A 16,005-nucleotide genomic window follows, 5' to 3' on the forward strand; every position below is an offset into this window, starting at 1 on the left:
GGCATGGCGCGCCCAGGGCATGACCAGGACATACGGTCACGGCACCAGCGGCCGTACCTTCTCGGCGGTGAAGCGGATGAAGCCCTCGGGATCCGGTTCGTCGGCCGTGGGCTGGAGGATCACCGTGTCGGCGCCGGCGCCGGCGAGCGCCCGGACGGCCTTGGCGACGGCCGCGGCGTCCCCGGCGGCGCCCAGGTCGGGGACGCCGGACCGGCCCTCGGCGGCCAGCTCGGCGCGCAGCCGGGCCTCGGCGCCGGGCCCGGTCGCGGTGAGGAGGTAGACGACGACGCGGTGCGCGTCGGTGCGGCCGGCCGCGTGGCGTCCCTCGTCGATGAGGCGGCGGGCCCGGCGTACGCCGTCCGGGGGCGTGACCGCGGTCAGGATCGTGCCGTCGGCCGCCTCGCCGGACAGGCGCAGCGTGCGCGGTCCGGTGGCGCCGGCGAAGACCGGGACGGCGGTCTCCGGTGGCGGCGGCCAGTCCAGGGCCACGTCGTCCAGACGGACGTAGCGGCCGTCCTTGGTCGTGACCCGCTCCCCGCGCAGCAGGGCGCGCAGGACGCCCAGGTGTTCGCGCAGCAGGGTCAGCGGGGACTCGGCCCGCGCGCCGACCTGCTCCATCCAGTCCTGGACGCCGTGGCCGACGCCGAGCATCGCGCGGCCGGGGAAGAGCCGGTGCAGCGTGGCGGCCTCCATGGCGGCGACGGCGACGTTGCGCAGGGGCACGGGCAGCAGGCCCACCCCGACCCGCAGTCGCCGGGTCCAGGCGAGCGCGGCGGCCGCCGTGGAGATCCCGCCCTCCAGGAAGCAGTCCTCCCACAGCCACAGTTCCTCGAGGCCCGCGTCGTCGGCGAGGCACGCGATCGAGCGCAGCCGCTCGGGGGGCAGTTGGGGCCGGAAGACAGCACCGAGTCCAGTCATGACGACTTCCTCCCCACCGGCCCCGCTCCTCACGCCACCGCGAACGCGCCCAGCAACAGCCCCGTGAACGCCCCGCCGATCATGAACGGCCCCAGCGGCATCGCGGACTTGCGCCCCGCCCGGCGCAGCACGATCAGACCGAGCCCGTAGCAGGCGCCGTAGAGGATCCCGGCGAAGCCGCCCACGATCAGGACGGACCAGCCGTACCAGCCGAGCACCGCGCCGAGCGCCAGCGCCAGTTTGACGTCGCCGAAGCCCATACCGGAGGGGTTGACGAGGAAGAGGACGAAGTACGCGGCGCCCAGGGCGAGTCCGCCGAGCAGCGCCGTCGGCCACGACCCCGCGGCGGCGGGCAGCAGCGCGGCGACGCCCAGCAGCACGGCGGTCGCGGCGGCGAGCGGCAGCGTCAGGACGTCCGGCAGCCGGTGCACCCGGTGGTCGACCAGCGCGAGCAGCACCCCGACCGGCGCGGCGAGCAGCCAGACCACGACCTCCGGCCGGGGCCCGGTCGCGGCGGCCAGCACCGCGCAGACGAGGCCGGTGACCGCGCCGACGACCGGCGTGCTCGGCCCGTACGCCCCACAGCCCGCGGCGGCGGTGCAGCGCGCCCGCCCCGCCCAGCCGCCGAACGGCCCCGTGATCGCATGCCCGCCCGGGCACTCCCCGCGCCACGCCTCCCCGGCGTCGACCGAGAACCGGTGGGCGGCGCGGGGCACCAACAGCCCGGCGCCCGCGCCCCACAGGGCGGCGAGGACGATCAGCAGTACGCGCACGCCCGGACCCTAGTCCCGGCCCACCGGGCGCGGCATGGGCCCGTGGGCCCATGTGGGGCCCACTGCCGTGCGGATACGGTCGCCTGGCGGCACGAGACAGCAACTGGGGGAGGCGGCCGGGGATGGGGCGACGCTGGCGGGACGGGCAAGGCGAGCTGGTGGTGCACGGCGCCGGGCAGGCCGACCGGGAGGGTGCGGCACCGGTGGTGGTCCCGCTGGAGTTGGCGACCTCCTACCGGGCCCGCACCAAGGGGCTGCTCGGCCGTGACGCGGTCGACGGCGCGATCCTGCTCTCCCCCGCGGGCAGCGTGCACACCTTCGGCATGCGCATCCCCATCGACGTGGCCTACCTGGACCGCGGCCTGCGCGTCCTCACCGTCCGCACCATGAAGCCGGGCCGCCTGGGCCTGCCCCGCCTCCGCTCCCGCCACGTCCTGGAGGCGGCGGCGGGCGCCATGGCGGGGTGGGGACTGCGGGCGGGGGCGCGGGTGGAGGTAAGGGCGGAGCCGGCGGCCGCGGGGGGAGCGGAGGCGGGGTAGCGTCGGGGCGGCTGCGGCGGCAGCTCGCGCAGTGCCGCGGGCAGGAGATGACCGGCCACGGCGGATCAGCCGTCCTCCAGTTCCACGAGCGGATGGTCGGTCACGGCCGCCGCGAGGACGAAGGGCGCGTCGCCGTCGCTCTGGTTGACGGAGACGGCGAGCCAGCGGTCACGGCGGCCGGACCCGGCCGGCAGCGGGCCCCACACCGCGAGGTCGCCGAGGAGGTCCCGGGCGCACAGCGCCTCGAAGAACGGGGGCATCGGCTCACCGGCGATCCGGCGGAACAGCGGCACGCGCATGCCCACCGGACGATGAGCGCCCCAGCGCCGGTCCAGCGCCCCTGCCAGCGCGGCCAGATGACCGTGTGCCGTCTCCTCCGCCTTGTTCCACTCGGGCGCGTACACACCGACGAGGGAGGCGCTCTCCCACAGCGGTACGAGCACGAAACCTTCGCCACGGGTGACGGACCACTCGCCCCTGACCGGGTCGTCCTCACTCGTCGTCGGCCCCCTCGCGGGGATGTCCGCGGCGAGCAGGCCGTCGACGTCGCGAAGAGCCCGGTCCAGGGCGAACGGCTCACCGGCGCGGGCGGTCACAGAGTCGCCCGGTCCATGGGGCGGGGCAGGGGCCGCAGCGCGCCGGCGTCCCGCAGCCGCTCGTAGGCCCGGACCACGGGGGCCGTGTCGCCCGGGGGCGCGATGTCGAGCAGCACGCCGCCCCCGCGCACCTCCTTGCGCGGCACGGCCAGGTCCTCGGGCAGCAGTGCGGCCCGCGCCGGGGAGAGGTAGCAGGCCCACCCCACACCCGGGTCGCCGATCTCGTGCCCGGCCTCGTCCTCCAGGGCGTCCATCACGTCGTCGTCCGTCACGTCGCCGAAATCGGGCGCCCAGCTCTCGGCCACGACGGCCAGGAGTTCGGTGCCGGGCAGTTCCGCGTCCGCCGGTGCGCGGACGCCGATCACGAGCGACTGGAGGAGGAACTCGGGGGCGCCGCCCGCCAGCCCACTCACCTCGACCTCCCAGCCCGGCGCTCCCGCCGCGACGAGGTGCAGCGCGATGCCGTTGCCCTCCGACCAGTCGTCCGCGGCCCGGGCCGCGGCCAGGGCGTCGAACAACGCCGGTTCCTCCGCGGACACTTGGGCCGCCGGTCCGGCGGCGCGGACCACGTCCCACGTGCCCGGCAGACCCGCCTGGGGAAGCAGCCGGACCAGTTGCTCCAGCGTCGCTCGCCAGCGGTCGGCCACCTGCTCGACCGGTTCCTCCCGAGGGCCCCAGAAGCCCCGCACCAGACGTCGCATCCCCGCGCCTCCGTCGTCGCCTCTCGTGTCAGGTCCGATCGCCGTCACCATAGTCGAGCCGGTGCCCGCGCCCGGGCTACCCGAACGCCCCGGGCTTGCGCGTCCCGCCGACCGGCTTCTGCTTGGTGTAGACGACCTTGATGTTCAGTCCTTTCTCGCGGAAGGCGCGGCGTGCGGCCTTGGCGACCTCGGGATTGGAGAAGTGCCATTCCACGGCCTTGCCACCGGCCGCCGCCACCTGCCTCTGCGCCTCGGCGACGAATTCGGCCTTGCCGGAGGGCGTGAGTTCGCCCGGGTTGCTCTTGGAGAGGTAGCCCTCGTAGCCGTTCTTCGCCTCCAGGTACGTCTGCCTGCTCGAGTCCCAGCCGTCGAACTCGACGTCGGGCACGCCCTCCTTGGGGTGCGGGACGACGTACTCCTCGCCGCGGACCGTGCCGGTGACCTGCTCCTGGTAGCGCAGCCACGACTCGTTCTTCCAGTTGGGCGCCGGGTTGCGGTCCCGGCTCGCCCAGTAGCCGTCGCCGTGGTCGGCGTCGCCGAGGGGGTGGTTCTTCAGGTTCTGCGCCCAGTCCGGGGGGTTGTAGTTGCGCGGGTCGGACGTGTCGCCGTGCTTCGGCTCGGGGTACTGCTTCTTGTTCTGCGCGGCCTTCGCGGCACGCCCGGGCTCCTCCGCCCGCTTCTTGGCCAGGTAGGCCTCGCGTTCCTTCTTACGGGCCTCCTCGGCCGCCTTCTTGGCCTCCTCGTCGCAGCCGCCCTCGGCGAGGACGACGTACCGGGAGGAGGCGCCGGCGGCCAGGACGGTGGTGCCGGTGCCGGCGGAGCCGGTGAGCGGGCCGCCGGGCTCCTCGCGCGGGCCGTCCCCGTACGGGACCCTGCGCGCCGGGGCGGAGAGGACGCAGCCGGACTCCCGGGCCTTCTTCTCGGCCTCGTCGGCCGCCTCGTCGGCCCGCTTGGCCGCCTTCTCGGCGCCCTCGACGTCCCCGGCCTTGGCCGCCTTCTTGGCGTCGTCGGCCGCCTTGCCCGCCTCCTCCGCGAGCTTGCCCAGCTTCCCGAGCCGGCCGAGTTTGCCCAGCTCGCCGACCTTCTCCACGACCTTGGCGCCGTCGTAGTAGGGGATGAAGAGGGAGCCGACGTTCCAGATGACGTGGGTGACGGCGCGGGTCTTGTCGCCCTTGTTCCAGTCGTCGGCCACGTCGTCGCCGATGAACAGGTCGTACAGCAGCGTCCCGCCGGTCTTCAGCGAGGCGCCGCCCCAGCCCAGGACGGCTCCGAAGTAGTCGCCCTTGGACCACTTGTCGCGGGCGCCCTTGGAGTTCTTCCACCAGTCCTCGCCGAGCTGCTTGCCGTAGCCGCCGATGCCCTTGAGGGTGTCGAGCGGGTGGCGGACCATGCCCCAGATGCCGGTGAGGTCACCCCAGACGCCGTCGACGAACAGCCCCTCGCCGACCTGCTTGATCTGATGACCGGCGCATCCGAAGAAGGCCCCTACGCCGGAGAAGCAGCCGTCGTCCTTCTTGTCGTCTTTCTTGCCGTCCGGCTTGTCGCCCTGCGTGCCGTTCTTGTTGGTGCCGTCGTTGTTGGTGCCGTTGCCTCCGGTGCCGCCGGTGCTCTGGCCGCCGTCGGCGCCCCCGGGTCCGTTCCCGTTCCCGTTCCCGTTGCCGCCACCGTCGGTGGTCGGGTTGCCGTTGCCGTTGCCGCCGGTGGTGGTGCCGCCGTTGCCGGGATCGGTGTTCCCACCGGCCTCCGTGCCGGTGCCGTCGCCCCCGTTGCCGGTGGGCGCGGGGCAGCCCGCGTCGACGACCTTGCAGACCTGGGCCTGTATGCCGCCCAGGATCTGCGTGCCGAGCCCGCTGACGACCAGCGCGGTGACGATCGCGACGACGATCGCCACCAGGCCCGCGTACTCGACGGCGGTCTGTCCCTCGTCCGACCGCCGCCACCGGATCATCCGGGCCAGGGAGAAGCCCCGGTGCTCGGCGCGTTCGAGGTGCGGGAGCGCGTACCACTGGCGGCTCTCGGACTGGAGGAGGAAGTAGACGATGAGGATCGGCAGCAGGAGCTGGACGCCGCCGCGCGCGGAGCCGCCCGCGAGGTTGACCAGCCCGCCGAGGATCAGCCAGGCCTGCACGGCGAGCAGCGCCCACCGGACCCAGGCCCCGCCCTCCCACGTCCGCCGCGCCAGCCACCACCCGAGGACGCCGGGCGCGGCGGCGTAGGCGGTGAGGGCGACGACACCGCCGTCGAGGGTGCCGTACGACCCGGCGGTCAGCAGCAGCCCGACCCCGCCGAAAACGGTGGCGGCGAACAACACGTGCACGAGCACGAGCGCCGCAGACAGCGAGCGGGGCAGGTTCCGCCGCCCCCCGCTCCCGGACGGCACCGCCCCCTCGAACTCCGGCACTCCCCCGATCGAGGCCATGTCGCCTCCCCCAACTCCGGTGCACGACCTGGCCCGAGGTTAGGAAGAGGGAGAGCGCCCGACATGGGCCCGCGGACCCAAATCGGTGCCCAAACCCTGTGGGCGGGCAACGTCACGCCGCAGGGAGCGAAGGCAGCGGGCCCAGGAGCTACGCCCTCTCACGCAGCGTGATCACCGTGCGTGAGGCGGAAGAGATCGACACCCGTTACGCGGCGGTGCTGTGCAGGCTCAAGGCGCCGGCCGGACTGGACGTCACTGACGCCATGCTGGTGGACGCCGCCGAGGACATGAGAGCCGTCCGCGAGGCCATCGGGGACTTCCTCCGCAAGGAGGACATCCCGCACGGGTGCGGGCAAGGACATCAAGCGGATGACGGACGTGTGGCAGCAGGCGCATCAGATGGCCCCCGGCAAGTCCACCTCCACCATCACATGGATCGGTTACGACGCACCACAAAACGTCCTGACCGACTCCCCGAGTCCGATCTACGCCATGGACGCAGCCCCCAAGCTGAACAATTTCCTGGACGGTCTGCAGACCGCCCAGGGGGGTGACGCCGCCAGCCACACAACAGTGATCGCTCACGGGGCCAGGATCGAAGTCACCGTTGTCTCCGGCTGCTTCCGTGCTCCCAAGGGAACAGACCTCGACAAGGAGTATTAACCCGTCCTTGTGGGGACAGCGACCGAACCCGGCGCGATGGTCAACCTCTGGGGGTGCCATTGACCCTGATTTGAATGATCAGCGTCAACGACCTACGGCGGAGACGCCCTCCGCGCCCTGATCCAGGGGATCAAGGCGGGCAGGGCCGATCACCTGCTGCAGGGGTCACCGCTTCCGGCTTCAGGACGAGGCCGATCAGCCTGCCGTTACGGGGTCGAGCAGCAATTTGCTACATCTTTTGCTACTCTTATCCCATGGAAGATCCAGAGCAGCTCGGCAAGGATGAGGGGCCTGCCCAGAAAGTCAGCGTGTCCATGCCTGCGGGGCGCATCGCGGCGGTCAAGGCGCGCGTGGGGGCACGCGGCTTCTCCGCGTATGTGAGTGCGGCCGTCGAACGGCAGATACAGCGTGATCTGCTGGAGGAACTGCTGCAGGAGAAGGAAGCGGAGATCGGTCCGCCCACGCCCGAGGTCCAGGAATGGGCCGCGGAGATCTTCCGTGAGGCCGAGTCGATGGCAGCGCACGAACAGGCTGCGCGAAGCCAGGGAGAGGGCGACGGTCCGGGATGGCACGCGCACAAAGCCAGTTGAGCCATGGCGTACTGCTTCTCGACAGCGAGGGGCTGAGCAAGTTCATGGCCAACGACCCGTACCTCACAGGGCTGATCCGTACCGCCCAGGCCAAGGACACTCTGGTGGCCTTGAGCAACCTCACCCTGATTGAGGCCTGGCACTCCAAGGTCCGCATGGACCGCCTGCGCTGGCATGTGTCCCGATTGGAGATCCTGCCGGTCACGGACGCCATCACATGGCGCGCCATTGATCTACTGCGCAACGCCAACCTGCACGGACACAAGTACGCGATCGATTCCGTGGTGGCCGCGACGGCCCTGGGTTTCTCCGGCCCCCGGATCATCGTCACTTCCGACGTGGACGACATGAACAAGCTGTGCGGCGACAAGGTCCGCGCCGTGGCTGTGTGACCTGCCGGGTGGGGCCCCGGCAGGTCACACAGCACAGGACGGTCCGTAGGCATGGTGGTGGATCAGCTCTGCGTGCGCGGGAAGGTGACCTCCACCCGGCGGTTCTTCTTGCGGCCGTCCTCCGTGGAGTTGTCCGCGATGGGGTACTGCTCGGCGTAGCCGCGTACGTCGAATGTGACGTTCGGGTCGTTCAGGTCCTGGGAGAGGACGTCCTGGACGGCGTTGGCGCGCTGCTTGGACAGGACGACGCCGTGTTCGTGGGTGCCCAGGTTGTCGGTGAAGCCGAAGACGCGGACCTGGGTCGCGTGCTGCTTCTTGATCTCCTGCGCGATCGCGTCGATACGTGCCTTCGCCTGGTCGCTCAGCTTCGCACTGTCCTTCGCGAACAGCACCTCGGCCTGGAGCGCGAACGTCACGTCCGTGTTGGTGTCCTCACGGCGCTCCTCGCCGCCCTGGTCCTCCACCACCGACTTGATGTCCAGCACCTTGGGCGCGGCGAGCGTGGCCCCTTCGGGCAACTTCAGGTCCGGGTCGTTCGGGTCCACCTTCACGGGGGCGGAGGCCGAGGGTTCGGTGCCCGGTGGTTCGCTCGGGCCCGTGTCGGCGTGGGCCGCTACGGCGCCGTAGAGATTCGCGGTGACGAGGAGAGTGGCGGTTGTCAGGGTGAAGGTGAGGCGGGTTCGGGTGTGGGTCATGGTGGGCCGCCTCAGCCGGAGATCTTGATGGTGCCGCTGGAGAAGGTGGGGAGTTGCAGGCTTACGTCGGTGACGTTCGCCGGGGGTGAGGGGAACTGCATGAAGACGGGGATGGTTTGGCCCGCGTCAATCGTTGTGAGTCCCGTTGTGGTCAGCGGCCGTCCGTCCGTGTCACGCAGCACGTAGTAGCGCTTCTTGCCCTGTGAGTCCACGAGAGTGGCACCACCGAGCGACGTGCCGTGCTTGAGGATCTCGGTCTCATCACCCCGCAACTCAGCAGGGATGACCGCTGACTGGGATCCATCGTTCTTGAACTGGCCGTTCACGGTGACAAAGCCACCCGAATCCCGCTGAGCAGACGTGATTTGAAGGAGTAGGCCGTTTGCACCCCTGAGTTCGGCAAGAGGTACATCGGATTGCCCCTCCTGCGCACTCGGCTTCGACCCACCGTTCTTGGAGGCGGATGCCGACGAATCCGGCTTCTTGTCGTCACCACCACCCCCGCAGCCCGCCACACCGACGGCCAGACCGGCCGCAATGATCAGCGCGACCATCCCCCTGCGGGCCTTCGCAGTGAACCGAACACTCATCACTCTGCTTCCTTCATCGCTCGTCGTTCGCTTGTCAGTCGGCCAGGTGGACGTCGAAGAGGTCCTGGGGCTTCGGCAGATCGGTGAGATCCTTCGGGTCGAGATCCCAGTACTTGCCGTCCTTGCATGTGAGGCGAGGCAGCGCGTCGGACCCGGCGTTCACGGGCAGGGGCTTGAACTCGCAGCGCCGCGTGATCACGGCTGCGGCATGCGCCTTGGAGCGCTTGCTCTCCGTGATGGGGACGACCGACTTGCCCATGGTCTTGTTGGTCTCGACATCTACCGTGTAGGTGAGAGGGCCGCTGGACCCGCAATCAAGCACGTGGGCGTCGTTCTGTGAGGCGAGTTCATAAGCACGCCGGCACGGAGGGCGGGGCTCCTGGCCGACGCCGTCAAAGATCTGCTGCCATTTGGTCGGATTGAGTACGTCCTTCACCCACTCGTCCGCGAGCTGCTCACGTCTGTCCTGAGCCGCCGCGAGCGCCGCGGCGTCAGCCGCCGTCTGAGCACCGCTTCGGTTCACCGTCGCCTGGCCGACCGCGAAGTATGCGAGCGCAAGAAAGAGCAGGCCCCCCACCACGGTGATGTAGATGGGAAAGGCCTGCCCTGCGTCGCCGTAGCGTCGCGGTCGCGTCAATTGCCGACCTTGCCGATCAGCGCGGTGATCTTGTTCAGGATCGTCGATCCGATGCTGGTACCCGTGATCGCCAGCACGATCGCCACCACCACCGCGATGATGCCCAGGTACTCGACCGCCGTCTGCCCCCTGTCGCCGGCGCGGCGCTGCATCGCCTCGACCGTGGTGTTCTTCCAGCCGTTCACGCGGACCTTGGTCGCAACCGCGGTCTTCAGCATCAGGTCGCTCATGGTGTTCCCCTCCGGGTCGAGTCGTCGCGCCGCTGGCGACACCGGAAACGTAGGCCGGAAGGCCCCTGCCGACAGAGGGTCCCTGGGCCCATTCCCGGGCCCAAAGAGAGACCCAGCCGCTCCTCCCCCGTACCGTCGTCATCTCACGTCACCTCAGTCCTCGTGGCGACGGGTCCGGGGCCGTGCCGAGCCACTTCGCGGCGGCCTCGGCGCGGCTGGTGCTGTGGAGCTTGGCGAAGATGCGGTTGATGTGGTTCTTGACGGTCTTCTCGCTGATGAAGCAGGTGGCGGCGATCTGCTGATTGTTCATGCCGGACGCGATGAGGTCCATGATCTCCCCCTCCCTCGCGCTGAGTTGGAACCTCGACCTGTCGACGGCGGCCGGGCGGCCACCTGTCCACCCAGACGATGACTGTCCCACATCTGGTTGCAGTTGCGAAAGATGTTTGGCATAAGTGGGGCTCGCGCCGGGTGTTGGGGATCCCGTTTCGTGTGCAGTCGCACCTCCCAGGCCTTCGGGGAGGGTGTCGGACGGCCGGTCCCTGCGCAGCTGTTCCAGCAACGCCCCCGCCGCCGTAGGCGTGAAGTGGGGCCTGCCCTCCTTGATGTCCCGTACGGCGTCGACCAGCTGGTCCGCCGTGAACTCTCCGTGGACCAGGTAGCCGCCCGCGCCCCGGCGCAGGGCCTCCTGCACGATCTCGGACTCGCGGCTGTAGGTCAGCATCAGGACCGGCGCGATCGGGACCAGGTACGGGAGTGCGGAGATGCCGTCCACGCCCGGCATGCGGACGTCGAGCAGGACGACGTCCGGGCGGTGCGCGTGGGCCGCCTCCCAGGCCGTCCGGCCGTCCGCCGCCTCCGCCACGACCGTGATGTCCGCGCGTCCGGAGAGCAGCGCCGTCAGGCCGGCGCGGACCACCGGGTTGTCGTCCGCCACGACCACGCGCAAGGGTGCGGGCGGCGTCGCGGGCGGCAAGGTCTCGAAGGGGTTCGGTGTCTGGTCCTGCATTCGCGCTCTCCTCCTCTCAAGTTCCGGGTGTCGTCGGTGCTGTCGGTGTCGTCAGGGCGGCCACCGGGAGTTCCAGGCGGACCTCCGTGCCCTTGGGGTGGTTGCCGCGGCCGATGCGGATGCGGGCGCCCACCGAGGCGGCGCGCTCGACCATGCCGACCAGGCCGAAGTGGCCCGTGCGGCGCAGTTGTTCCAGCGTGGTTCCGGGGGGCAGGCCCTTGCCGTCGTCGTAGACGCTGATGCGCAGCAGGTCGCCGTGGACGCCCGCCTCCACGTCGACCCGGGTCGGGGCAGCGTGGCGGTGGGCGTTCTCCATCGCTTCCGAGGCGATGGTCAGGATCTGGCGGGCCACGGCCGGCGGGATGGGCGGTACGCCGGGGGCGCCCGTCGGTCGGTAGGCGGCGGGCAGACCGGTGCGCGAGCTGAAATCACGTGTACGGGCCGCGAGTTCCACCAGGACGTCCGTGCCGTGGGTCGGGTCGTGCTCGCGGCGCAGGTCGGTCAGCAGCTCGCGGGCCTCGGCGGCGGCTCTGCGCGCCGAGCGGGCCACCAGTTCGGCCTGGTGTTTCACCAGGGCCGGGTCCATGCGGTCCGCGTCGCCCGCCGATCCCGCCAGGCCCTCGGCGGCCATCGCCACGCCGTGCAGGGTCTTCGCCACCGAGTCGTGCATCTCGCGGGCCAGGCGGGCGCGTTCGGCGCCCACCGCCTCCGTGACGGCCAGGCGGGCCTGGACCGTGGTCAGGGCGCGGGTGGCCTCGCCGAAGCGGAGCAGCAGGGTCCGCTGGGTCGCGCCGACCGCGCCCGCGATCAGGCACAGGCCGGGGAACAGCGCCGACTGGGCCAGGTTGGCATGCAGTTCCTTGTTGGCGGCGTAGACGACGAGCAGGATCAGCGACTGGATGGAGGCGAAGCCGGCCGCTCCGCGCCAGCCGTAGACGAGGCCGGCGAGCAGCGGTGTACACACGCTGACGTAGGCCAGGGTGCTGTCCGGGCCCGCCGCGATCAGCAGCAGCGAGCCGAAGAGGGTGTCCACGGCCAGCAGGGTGGGGTGGCGAAGGAGGAGCGGGCCGAAGCGCTCCCAGTCCCTGAAGAGGACGTACGAGACCATGAAGGTGACGACGACGGCCGCGCCCACCAGGCGGGTGGCCAGGCCGGGGGCGGCGTGGACCAGGGCGGCGGGCGCGGAGAGAGCGATCATCGCCAGGCGGAAGGCGAAGACGTGGCGGCACATCGCCTGAAGGGCACTGATCTGGATCTTCTCCGGGGCGAGGCCCTGAGGGGGTTGGGGCGTCGTTTCGGCCCCGGCGTCGCTGCCTTCGGCGGCCGGGTTTTCGTTTCCCCTCGCGCCGCCCGTGCGGTTTTCCTGGCCGGGTGCGGGTGGCGGCCCCTGCGGGGCGTTCCCGCCGTCTGCGGCCTTCCCCGCGGGAGGCGGCAGGGTTCCCACGCCCTCCGCCGGTTCCCAGCCCGGTGGCAGGGCCGGGGTCACCGACGTCACCGGGATGTCCGGTGCGCCCGTGCGGACGTGGGCGGGGAGGACCGTGCCCGCCGGAGGTGTCGTGATCTCGGGGATTCTCGGGCGGCGGCGGAGCAGACCCGTGCGGTGCGTGCCGTGTGCCTCCGTGGTCGTCATGGTGTCCTCGGGCCCCCTCTACTTGCCCGTGACCGAGCTGAAGTCCACGCCGGAGCCCAGGAGCAGGCCCGCGGTGAGGAGGATCATGGTGGCCGGGACCATGAAGGTGGTGATCATCATGGTGGCCTTGGGGACCGCGCGGGCGGCCTTGCGGCGGGCGTTCTGCGCGTCGGTGCGGCGCATGTCCTTGGCGAGGGCGACCAGGGTGTCCACGATGGGCGCGCCCAGTTCCTCGCCCTGCTGGAGCGCCGTGACGAACATGGCGACCTGCTCGGAGTCGTTGCGGCGGCGCAGTTCCGCGAAGGCCTGGCGGCGGCTCATGCCGAGGTCCATCTGGCGGAGGGTGATGCGCAGTTCGTCCGCCCAGGGGCCCTCGTACTTGGAGGCGACCCGGTCCAGTGCCTGGCGGAAGCCGAGGCCGGCGCTGACCACCACCGCCAGCACGTCCAGGAAGTCCGGCAGGGTCCGTTCGATCACGTCCTTGCGGATACGGATGGCGGACCAGATGCCGACCTCCGTCCAGAACGCGCCGAAGGCGAAGAGGAGCAGCGCCACGAGGAACTGGCCGCGCAGCACGAACACCAGGCCGCCGACACCGCCCAGGAAGCCGTACACCGCCCGCCGGGCCGCATAGCGGTCGATCGTCAGCCCGCCCGGGTTGCCCGCCAGGTCGATCCTGCGGCGGTACTTGGCCACCAGCTTGGGGCCCATCAGGCGCAGTACGGCCGGGGCGTAGCGCATGCCGAGGCGGTCGATCACGGAGTCCACCGCGCCGGTGCGGGTGGAGCCCACCTCCAGGGCCAGCGCCAGGTCGTCGGGCAGTCTGGCGTCCGCCCGGTACATGCGGATGCCGGCGAAGACGCCCCAGACGCTGAGGCCCGTCACCAGTGCGAGCAGCAGTGCCATCCCCGGTTCCCCTTCCCTGTGCCTGGGCTCAGACGTCGATGCGGGACAGGCGGCGGATGAGGATGAACCCGACGGCGTACAGCGCGAACGAGATGATCACCGCGGCCTGGCCGATCGGGGAGCCCGTCATCCGGTCCAGCGCGCCCGCCTTCACGCCGTTCATGAGCAGAAGCGCGCCGATGCCCAGGACGGGGACGGCGTACGAGGTCATGTTGACCTGGGAGAGCTGGGTGCGGATCTCTCGGCGGGTCTCCTTGCGCTCCTCCAGGGTCTCGGTGAGGTTCCGCAGGGCGCTGACCACCTGGCCGCCCGCCCGGTTGGACAGGACGAGTGTGGTGACCAGGACGACCAGTTCGCGGGAGGGCAGGCGGTCGGCCAGCTCGCCCAGCGCGTCGTCCATCGAGGAGCCCAGCGCCAGCTGGTGGGCGACCTTGCCCAGTTCCTCACCGGCCGGGGCCTCCAGTTCCTCGGCCGCCATGCCGATGGCGGTGCGCAGGGCGAGGCCGGCGTGGGTGGCGTTGGCCAGGATGCGGGCCAGTTCGGGAAGCTGGTTGATGAACTTCTCGATGCGTTTCTGGCGCTGCCAGCTGAGGAACTGCATCGCCGCTCCGACGCCCAGCAGCCCGGCCAGCGGGCCGAAGAAGGGGGCCAGGGCGGCCTGGCCGATCAGCCAGAGGGCGGCCACCGTGGCGAGCATGTAGGCGAAGAACTCGCCCGGCGTGACGTCCAGGCCCGTCGCGGCCAGCCGCAGTTCCAGCCTGCGGCCCAGTCCTGTACGGCGCAGCCGGCGGTCCAGGTTGCGGAAGCGGCGCCGGCGGCCGACCGTGACCTGGCCGGTCTGGGACAGCCGGTCGACGAGTGCCGCCCGCTGGGCCCGGCCCATGGCGTAGGCGTGCAGGCCCATGACGGCCAGGACGCAGGTCAGCAGGGTGACGCCGGTGGTGAGGGTGACGAGGGTGCTCAGATCCATGGGGTCGGTTCCTACCTGCCTACCTGGCTTCTCGGGTGGCCAACTGGTCTGCGGACTGGGCGACGCCGAAGGCCTGGGGAATGGGCTGGCTCGCCATGTAGAGGCGGTCGGCGGTACGGCGTGGCAGCGGGTGGTACTCGAAGGCGCCGTGGATCCGGCCGTCGGCCGTCATGGGCAGTGCGGCGAAGCGGGCCACGGTCGCCAGCCGGTACGGCTCGCTGCCGTGGCTGTCGAGTACGGCGATCTCGGTGACCCGGCGGGCGCCGTCGGCGAAGCGGGTGAGCTGGACGATCACGTCGACGGCGCTGTTGATCTGGTCGTGCAGCGCCACGAAGGGCACCTCCACGTCGGACATGGAGGCGAGGGTCTGCAGGCGCATCAGCGCGTCCTCGGCGCTGTTGGCGTGCACGGTGGCGAGGGAGCCGTCGTGACCGGTCGACATCGCCTGGAGCATGTCCAGCGACTCGCCGCCACGGACCTCACCGACGACGATGCGGTCGGGGCGCATGCGCAGCGAGTTGCGCACCAGGTCGCGGATGGTGATCTGGCCCCGCCCCTCGACGTTCGGCGGCCGGGACTCCAGCCGGATCACATGCTGCTGCTGGAGCTGGAGTTCGGCGGAGTCCTCGATGGTGATGACGCGCTCGCCCTCGGGGATCAGCCCGGACAGGGCGTTGAGCAGGGTCGTCTTTCCGGTGCCGGTGGCCCCCGAGACGATGATGTTGAACTTGGCCTGCACCAGCCCGGCCAGCAGGTACAGCATGTGCTCGTCGAGCGAGCCGAAGCCGATCAGTTCCTGGAGGGTGAAGGAGCGCGGGAAGCGGCGGATGGTGAGAGTGGGGCCGGTCAGCGACAGCGGCGGGATGATCACGTTGACGCGCTCGCCGGACGGCAGCCGGGCGTCGACCATCGGGTTCGACTCGTCCACACGCCGGTTGACCGTCGAGACGATCCGCTCGATCGTCTGCATCAGCTGGTCGGTGGAGACGAAGCGGAGCGGCAGCTGTTCGACCCGGCCGCCGCGCTCCACGAAGATCGCGTCCGGACCGTTCACCATGATCTCCGTGATGGAGGCGTCCTCCAGAAGCGGCTCCAGGATGCCGAGGCCCAGCGCCTCGTCGACCACCCGGCGGATCAGCTGCGAGCGTTCCACGGTCGACAGGACCGGGCCCTCCCGGCTGATGATGTGCCCGAGCACCCGCTCCAGCCGCACCCTGCGCTCGGCGGCGGCCAGCGAACTCATCTCCGCGAGGTCGATCTCCTCCAGCAGCTTCGCCCGGTACGTGGCGACGAGATGACCGTCCTCGCCCCGGCCGGCGTGCTCCTCGGGGGAGTTGATGCGTGCGCGGAGGCTCATGGGTCCAGGGCTCCTCGTCCTCGGTCAGTGGTCGAGCGGCATGGTGGCGGTCTTGTGGGCGTCACCGATGGGGTCCCAGAGAGGGATGATCGACGGGATGTGGATGGTGGCGGTGACGGTGACCGTGTCGCTGCCGGGCGAGGGATCGCACGTGGTCTCGCTCGCGAGCCAGCTGCTGACCGCCCGGGCACAGGCCTGCTGGGCGCTCTGCTGGAGCGAGGCCGCACGCGCGCCCGCCCGGGCCGCCGTCCCCGCCTGCATGGCGGTGTAGGCGACGAGCCCGATCTGGATGGCCGCCATGGCGACCAGCATCAGGATCGGGATGAACCCCAGGTACTCGATGGCGACCTGGCCACGGTCGTGGTGGGTGCGTCTGCGTGCGTACGGCAT

18 protein-coding genes and 1 pseudogene are annotated in these 16,005 nt (G+C 71.0%); 4 read left to right on the top strand and 15 right to left on the bottom strand.

Translation table 11 applies throughout. The features are described 5' to 3' along the window. Window positions 1-36: 36 nt before the first annotated feature. Both IE318_RS00595 and IE318_RS00600 read right to left on the bottom strand, forming a co-directional pair. Window positions 37-918 (bottom strand): LLM class flavin-dependent oxidoreductase, encoded by an 882-nt coding sequence (locus tag IE318_RS00595; protein ID WP_189895540.1) that lies wholly within the window; start codon window positions 916-918, stop codon window positions 37-39. Between the two features lie 29 nt (window positions 919-947). Then, on the bottom strand, window positions 948-1,691 hold the full coding sequence (locus tag IE318_RS00600; protein ID WP_189895541.1) for a prepilin peptidase: 744 nt from the start codon (window positions 1,689-1,691) through the stop codon (window positions 948-950). 122 nt (window positions 1,692-1,813) lie between these two features. Between IE318_RS00600 and IE318_RS00605 the strand changes: the two genes are divergently transcribed. Then, a complete protein-coding gene (locus IE318_RS00605; RefSeq protein ID WP_189895542.1) occupies window positions 1,814-2,230 on the top strand; it encodes a DUF192 domain-containing protein in 417 nt (138 codons plus the stop codon). A gap of 65 nt (window positions 2,231-2,295) precedes the next feature. Here the strand turns inward: IE318_RS00605 and IE318_RS00610 are convergent, their stop codons facing one another. The 3 genes from IE318_RS00610 to IE318_RS00620 all read right to left on the bottom strand — a co-directional run bounded on the left by IE318_RS00610 (window position 2,296) and on the right by IE318_RS00620 (window position 5,946). Further along, window positions 2,296-2,826, bottom strand: coding sequence for a hypothetical protein (locus IE318_RS00610; protein ID WP_189895543.1), 531 nt, complete (start codon window positions 2,824-2,826; stop codon window positions 2,296-2,298). Beyond that, on the bottom strand, window positions 2,823-3,527 hold the full coding sequence (locus IE318_RS00615; protein WP_189895544.1) for an Imm52 family immunity protein: 705 nt from the start codon (window positions 3,525-3,527) through the stop codon (window positions 2,823-2,825). Before IE318_RS00615 ends, IE318_RS00610 begins: the two co-directional genes overlap by 4 nt. A gap of 76 nt (window positions 3,528-3,603) precedes the next feature. Next, complete coding sequence (locus IE318_RS00620) at window positions 3,604-5,946, bottom strand: Tox-REase-5 domain-containing protein (RefSeq protein WP_189895545.1); 2,343 nt, start codon at window positions 5,944-5,946, stop codon at window positions 3,604-3,606. 336 nt (window positions 5,947-6,282) lie between these two features. On the opposite strand from IE318_RS00620, the pseudogene IE318_RS00625 reads away from it, so the two are divergent. The 3 genes and pseudogenes from IE318_RS00625 to IE318_RS00635 all read left to right on the top strand — a co-directional run. Next, window positions 6,283-6,609: pseudogene (locus tag IE318_RS00625) on the top strand (alpha/beta hydrolase); the annotation flags it as partial. A gap of 254 nt (window positions 6,610-6,863) precedes the next feature. Then, entirely contained in the window at window positions 6,864-7,199 is a 336-nt protein-coding gene (locus IE318_RS00630) for a hypothetical protein (RefSeq protein WP_189895546.1), read from the top strand. Beyond that, window positions 7,175-7,591 carry a PIN domain-containing protein gene (locus tag IE318_RS00635; protein ID WP_189895547.1) on the top strand — a complete coding sequence of 139 codons (417 nt, stop codon included), beginning with the start codon at window positions 7,175-7,177 and terminating at the stop codon, window positions 7,589-7,591. Before IE318_RS00630 ends, IE318_RS00635 begins: the two co-directional genes overlap by 25 nt. A 62-nt stretch (window positions 7,592-7,653) precedes the next feature. On the opposite strand, the gene IE318_RS00640 is transcribed toward IE318_RS00635, so the two are convergent. From IE318_RS00640 to IE318_RS00685, 10 genes are all read right to left on the bottom strand, one after another. Further along, the gene (locus tag IE318_RS00640; RefSeq protein WP_189895548.1) at window positions 7,654-8,286 is read right to left on the bottom strand and encodes an OmpA family protein; all 633 of its coding nucleotides are present in this window, start codon (window positions 8,284-8,286) and stop codon (window positions 7,654-7,656) included. Between the two features lie 11 nt (window positions 8,287-8,297). Continuing rightward, a complete protein-coding gene (locus IE318_RS00645) occupies window positions 8,298-8,876 on the bottom strand; it encodes a hypothetical protein (RefSeq protein WP_189895549.1) in 579 nt (192 codons plus the stop codon). A 34-nt stretch (window positions 8,877-8,910) separates the two neighbouring features. Then, window positions 8,911-9,513 (bottom strand): pilus assembly protein TadG-related protein, encoded by a 603-nt coding sequence (locus tag IE318_RS00650; RefSeq protein WP_189895550.1) that lies wholly within the window; start codon window positions 9,511-9,513, stop codon window positions 8,911-8,913. Next, complete coding sequence (locus IE318_RS00655; protein WP_189895551.1) at window positions 9,510-9,743, bottom strand: Flp family type IVb pilin; 234 nt, start codon at window positions 9,741-9,743, stop codon at window positions 9,510-9,512. Before IE318_RS00655 ends, IE318_RS00650 begins: the two co-directional genes overlap by 4 nt. Before the next feature lie 148 nt (window positions 9,744-9,891). After that, the gene (locus IE318_RS00660) at window positions 9,892-10,752 is read right to left on the bottom strand and encodes a response regulator transcription factor (protein WP_189895552.1); all 861 of its coding nucleotides are present in this window, start codon (window positions 10,750-10,752) and stop codon (window positions 9,892-9,894) included. 16 nt (window positions 10,753-10,768) lie between these two features. After that, entirely contained in the window at window positions 10,769-12,382 is a 1,614-nt protein-coding gene (locus IE318_RS00665) for a sensor histidine kinase (protein WP_229903261.1), read from the bottom strand. 18 nt (window positions 12,383-12,400) lie between these two features. Next, on the bottom strand, window positions 12,401-13,288 hold the full coding sequence (locus IE318_RS00670) for a DUF5936 domain-containing protein (protein ID WP_189895553.1): 888 nt from the start codon (window positions 13,286-13,288) through the stop codon (window positions 12,401-12,403). Between the two features lie 28 nt (window positions 13,289-13,316). Then, window positions 13,317-14,258 (bottom strand): type II secretion system F family protein, encoded by a 942-nt coding sequence (locus tag IE318_RS00675; protein WP_030165815.1) that lies wholly within the window; start codon window positions 14,256-14,258, stop codon window positions 13,317-13,319. A gap of 19 nt (window positions 14,259-14,277) precedes the next feature. Further along, complete coding sequence (locus IE318_RS00680; RefSeq protein WP_189895554.1) at window positions 14,278-15,615, bottom strand: TadA family conjugal transfer-associated ATPase; 1,338 nt, start codon at window positions 15,613-15,615, stop codon at window positions 14,278-14,280. A 24-nt stretch (window positions 15,616-15,639) separates the two neighbouring features. Then, complete coding sequence (locus tag IE318_RS00685) at window positions 15,640-16,005, bottom strand: TadE/TadG family type IV pilus assembly protein (protein ID WP_030165808.1); 366 nt, start codon at window positions 16,003-16,005, stop codon at window positions 15,640-15,642.

The sequence above is a fragment of the Streptomyces spiralis genome (genome assembly GCF_014654675.1).
In the GTDB taxonomy this organism is placed as follows: Bacteria; Actinomycetota; Actinomycetes; order Streptomycetales; family Streptomycetaceae; genus Streptomyces; species Streptomyces spiralis.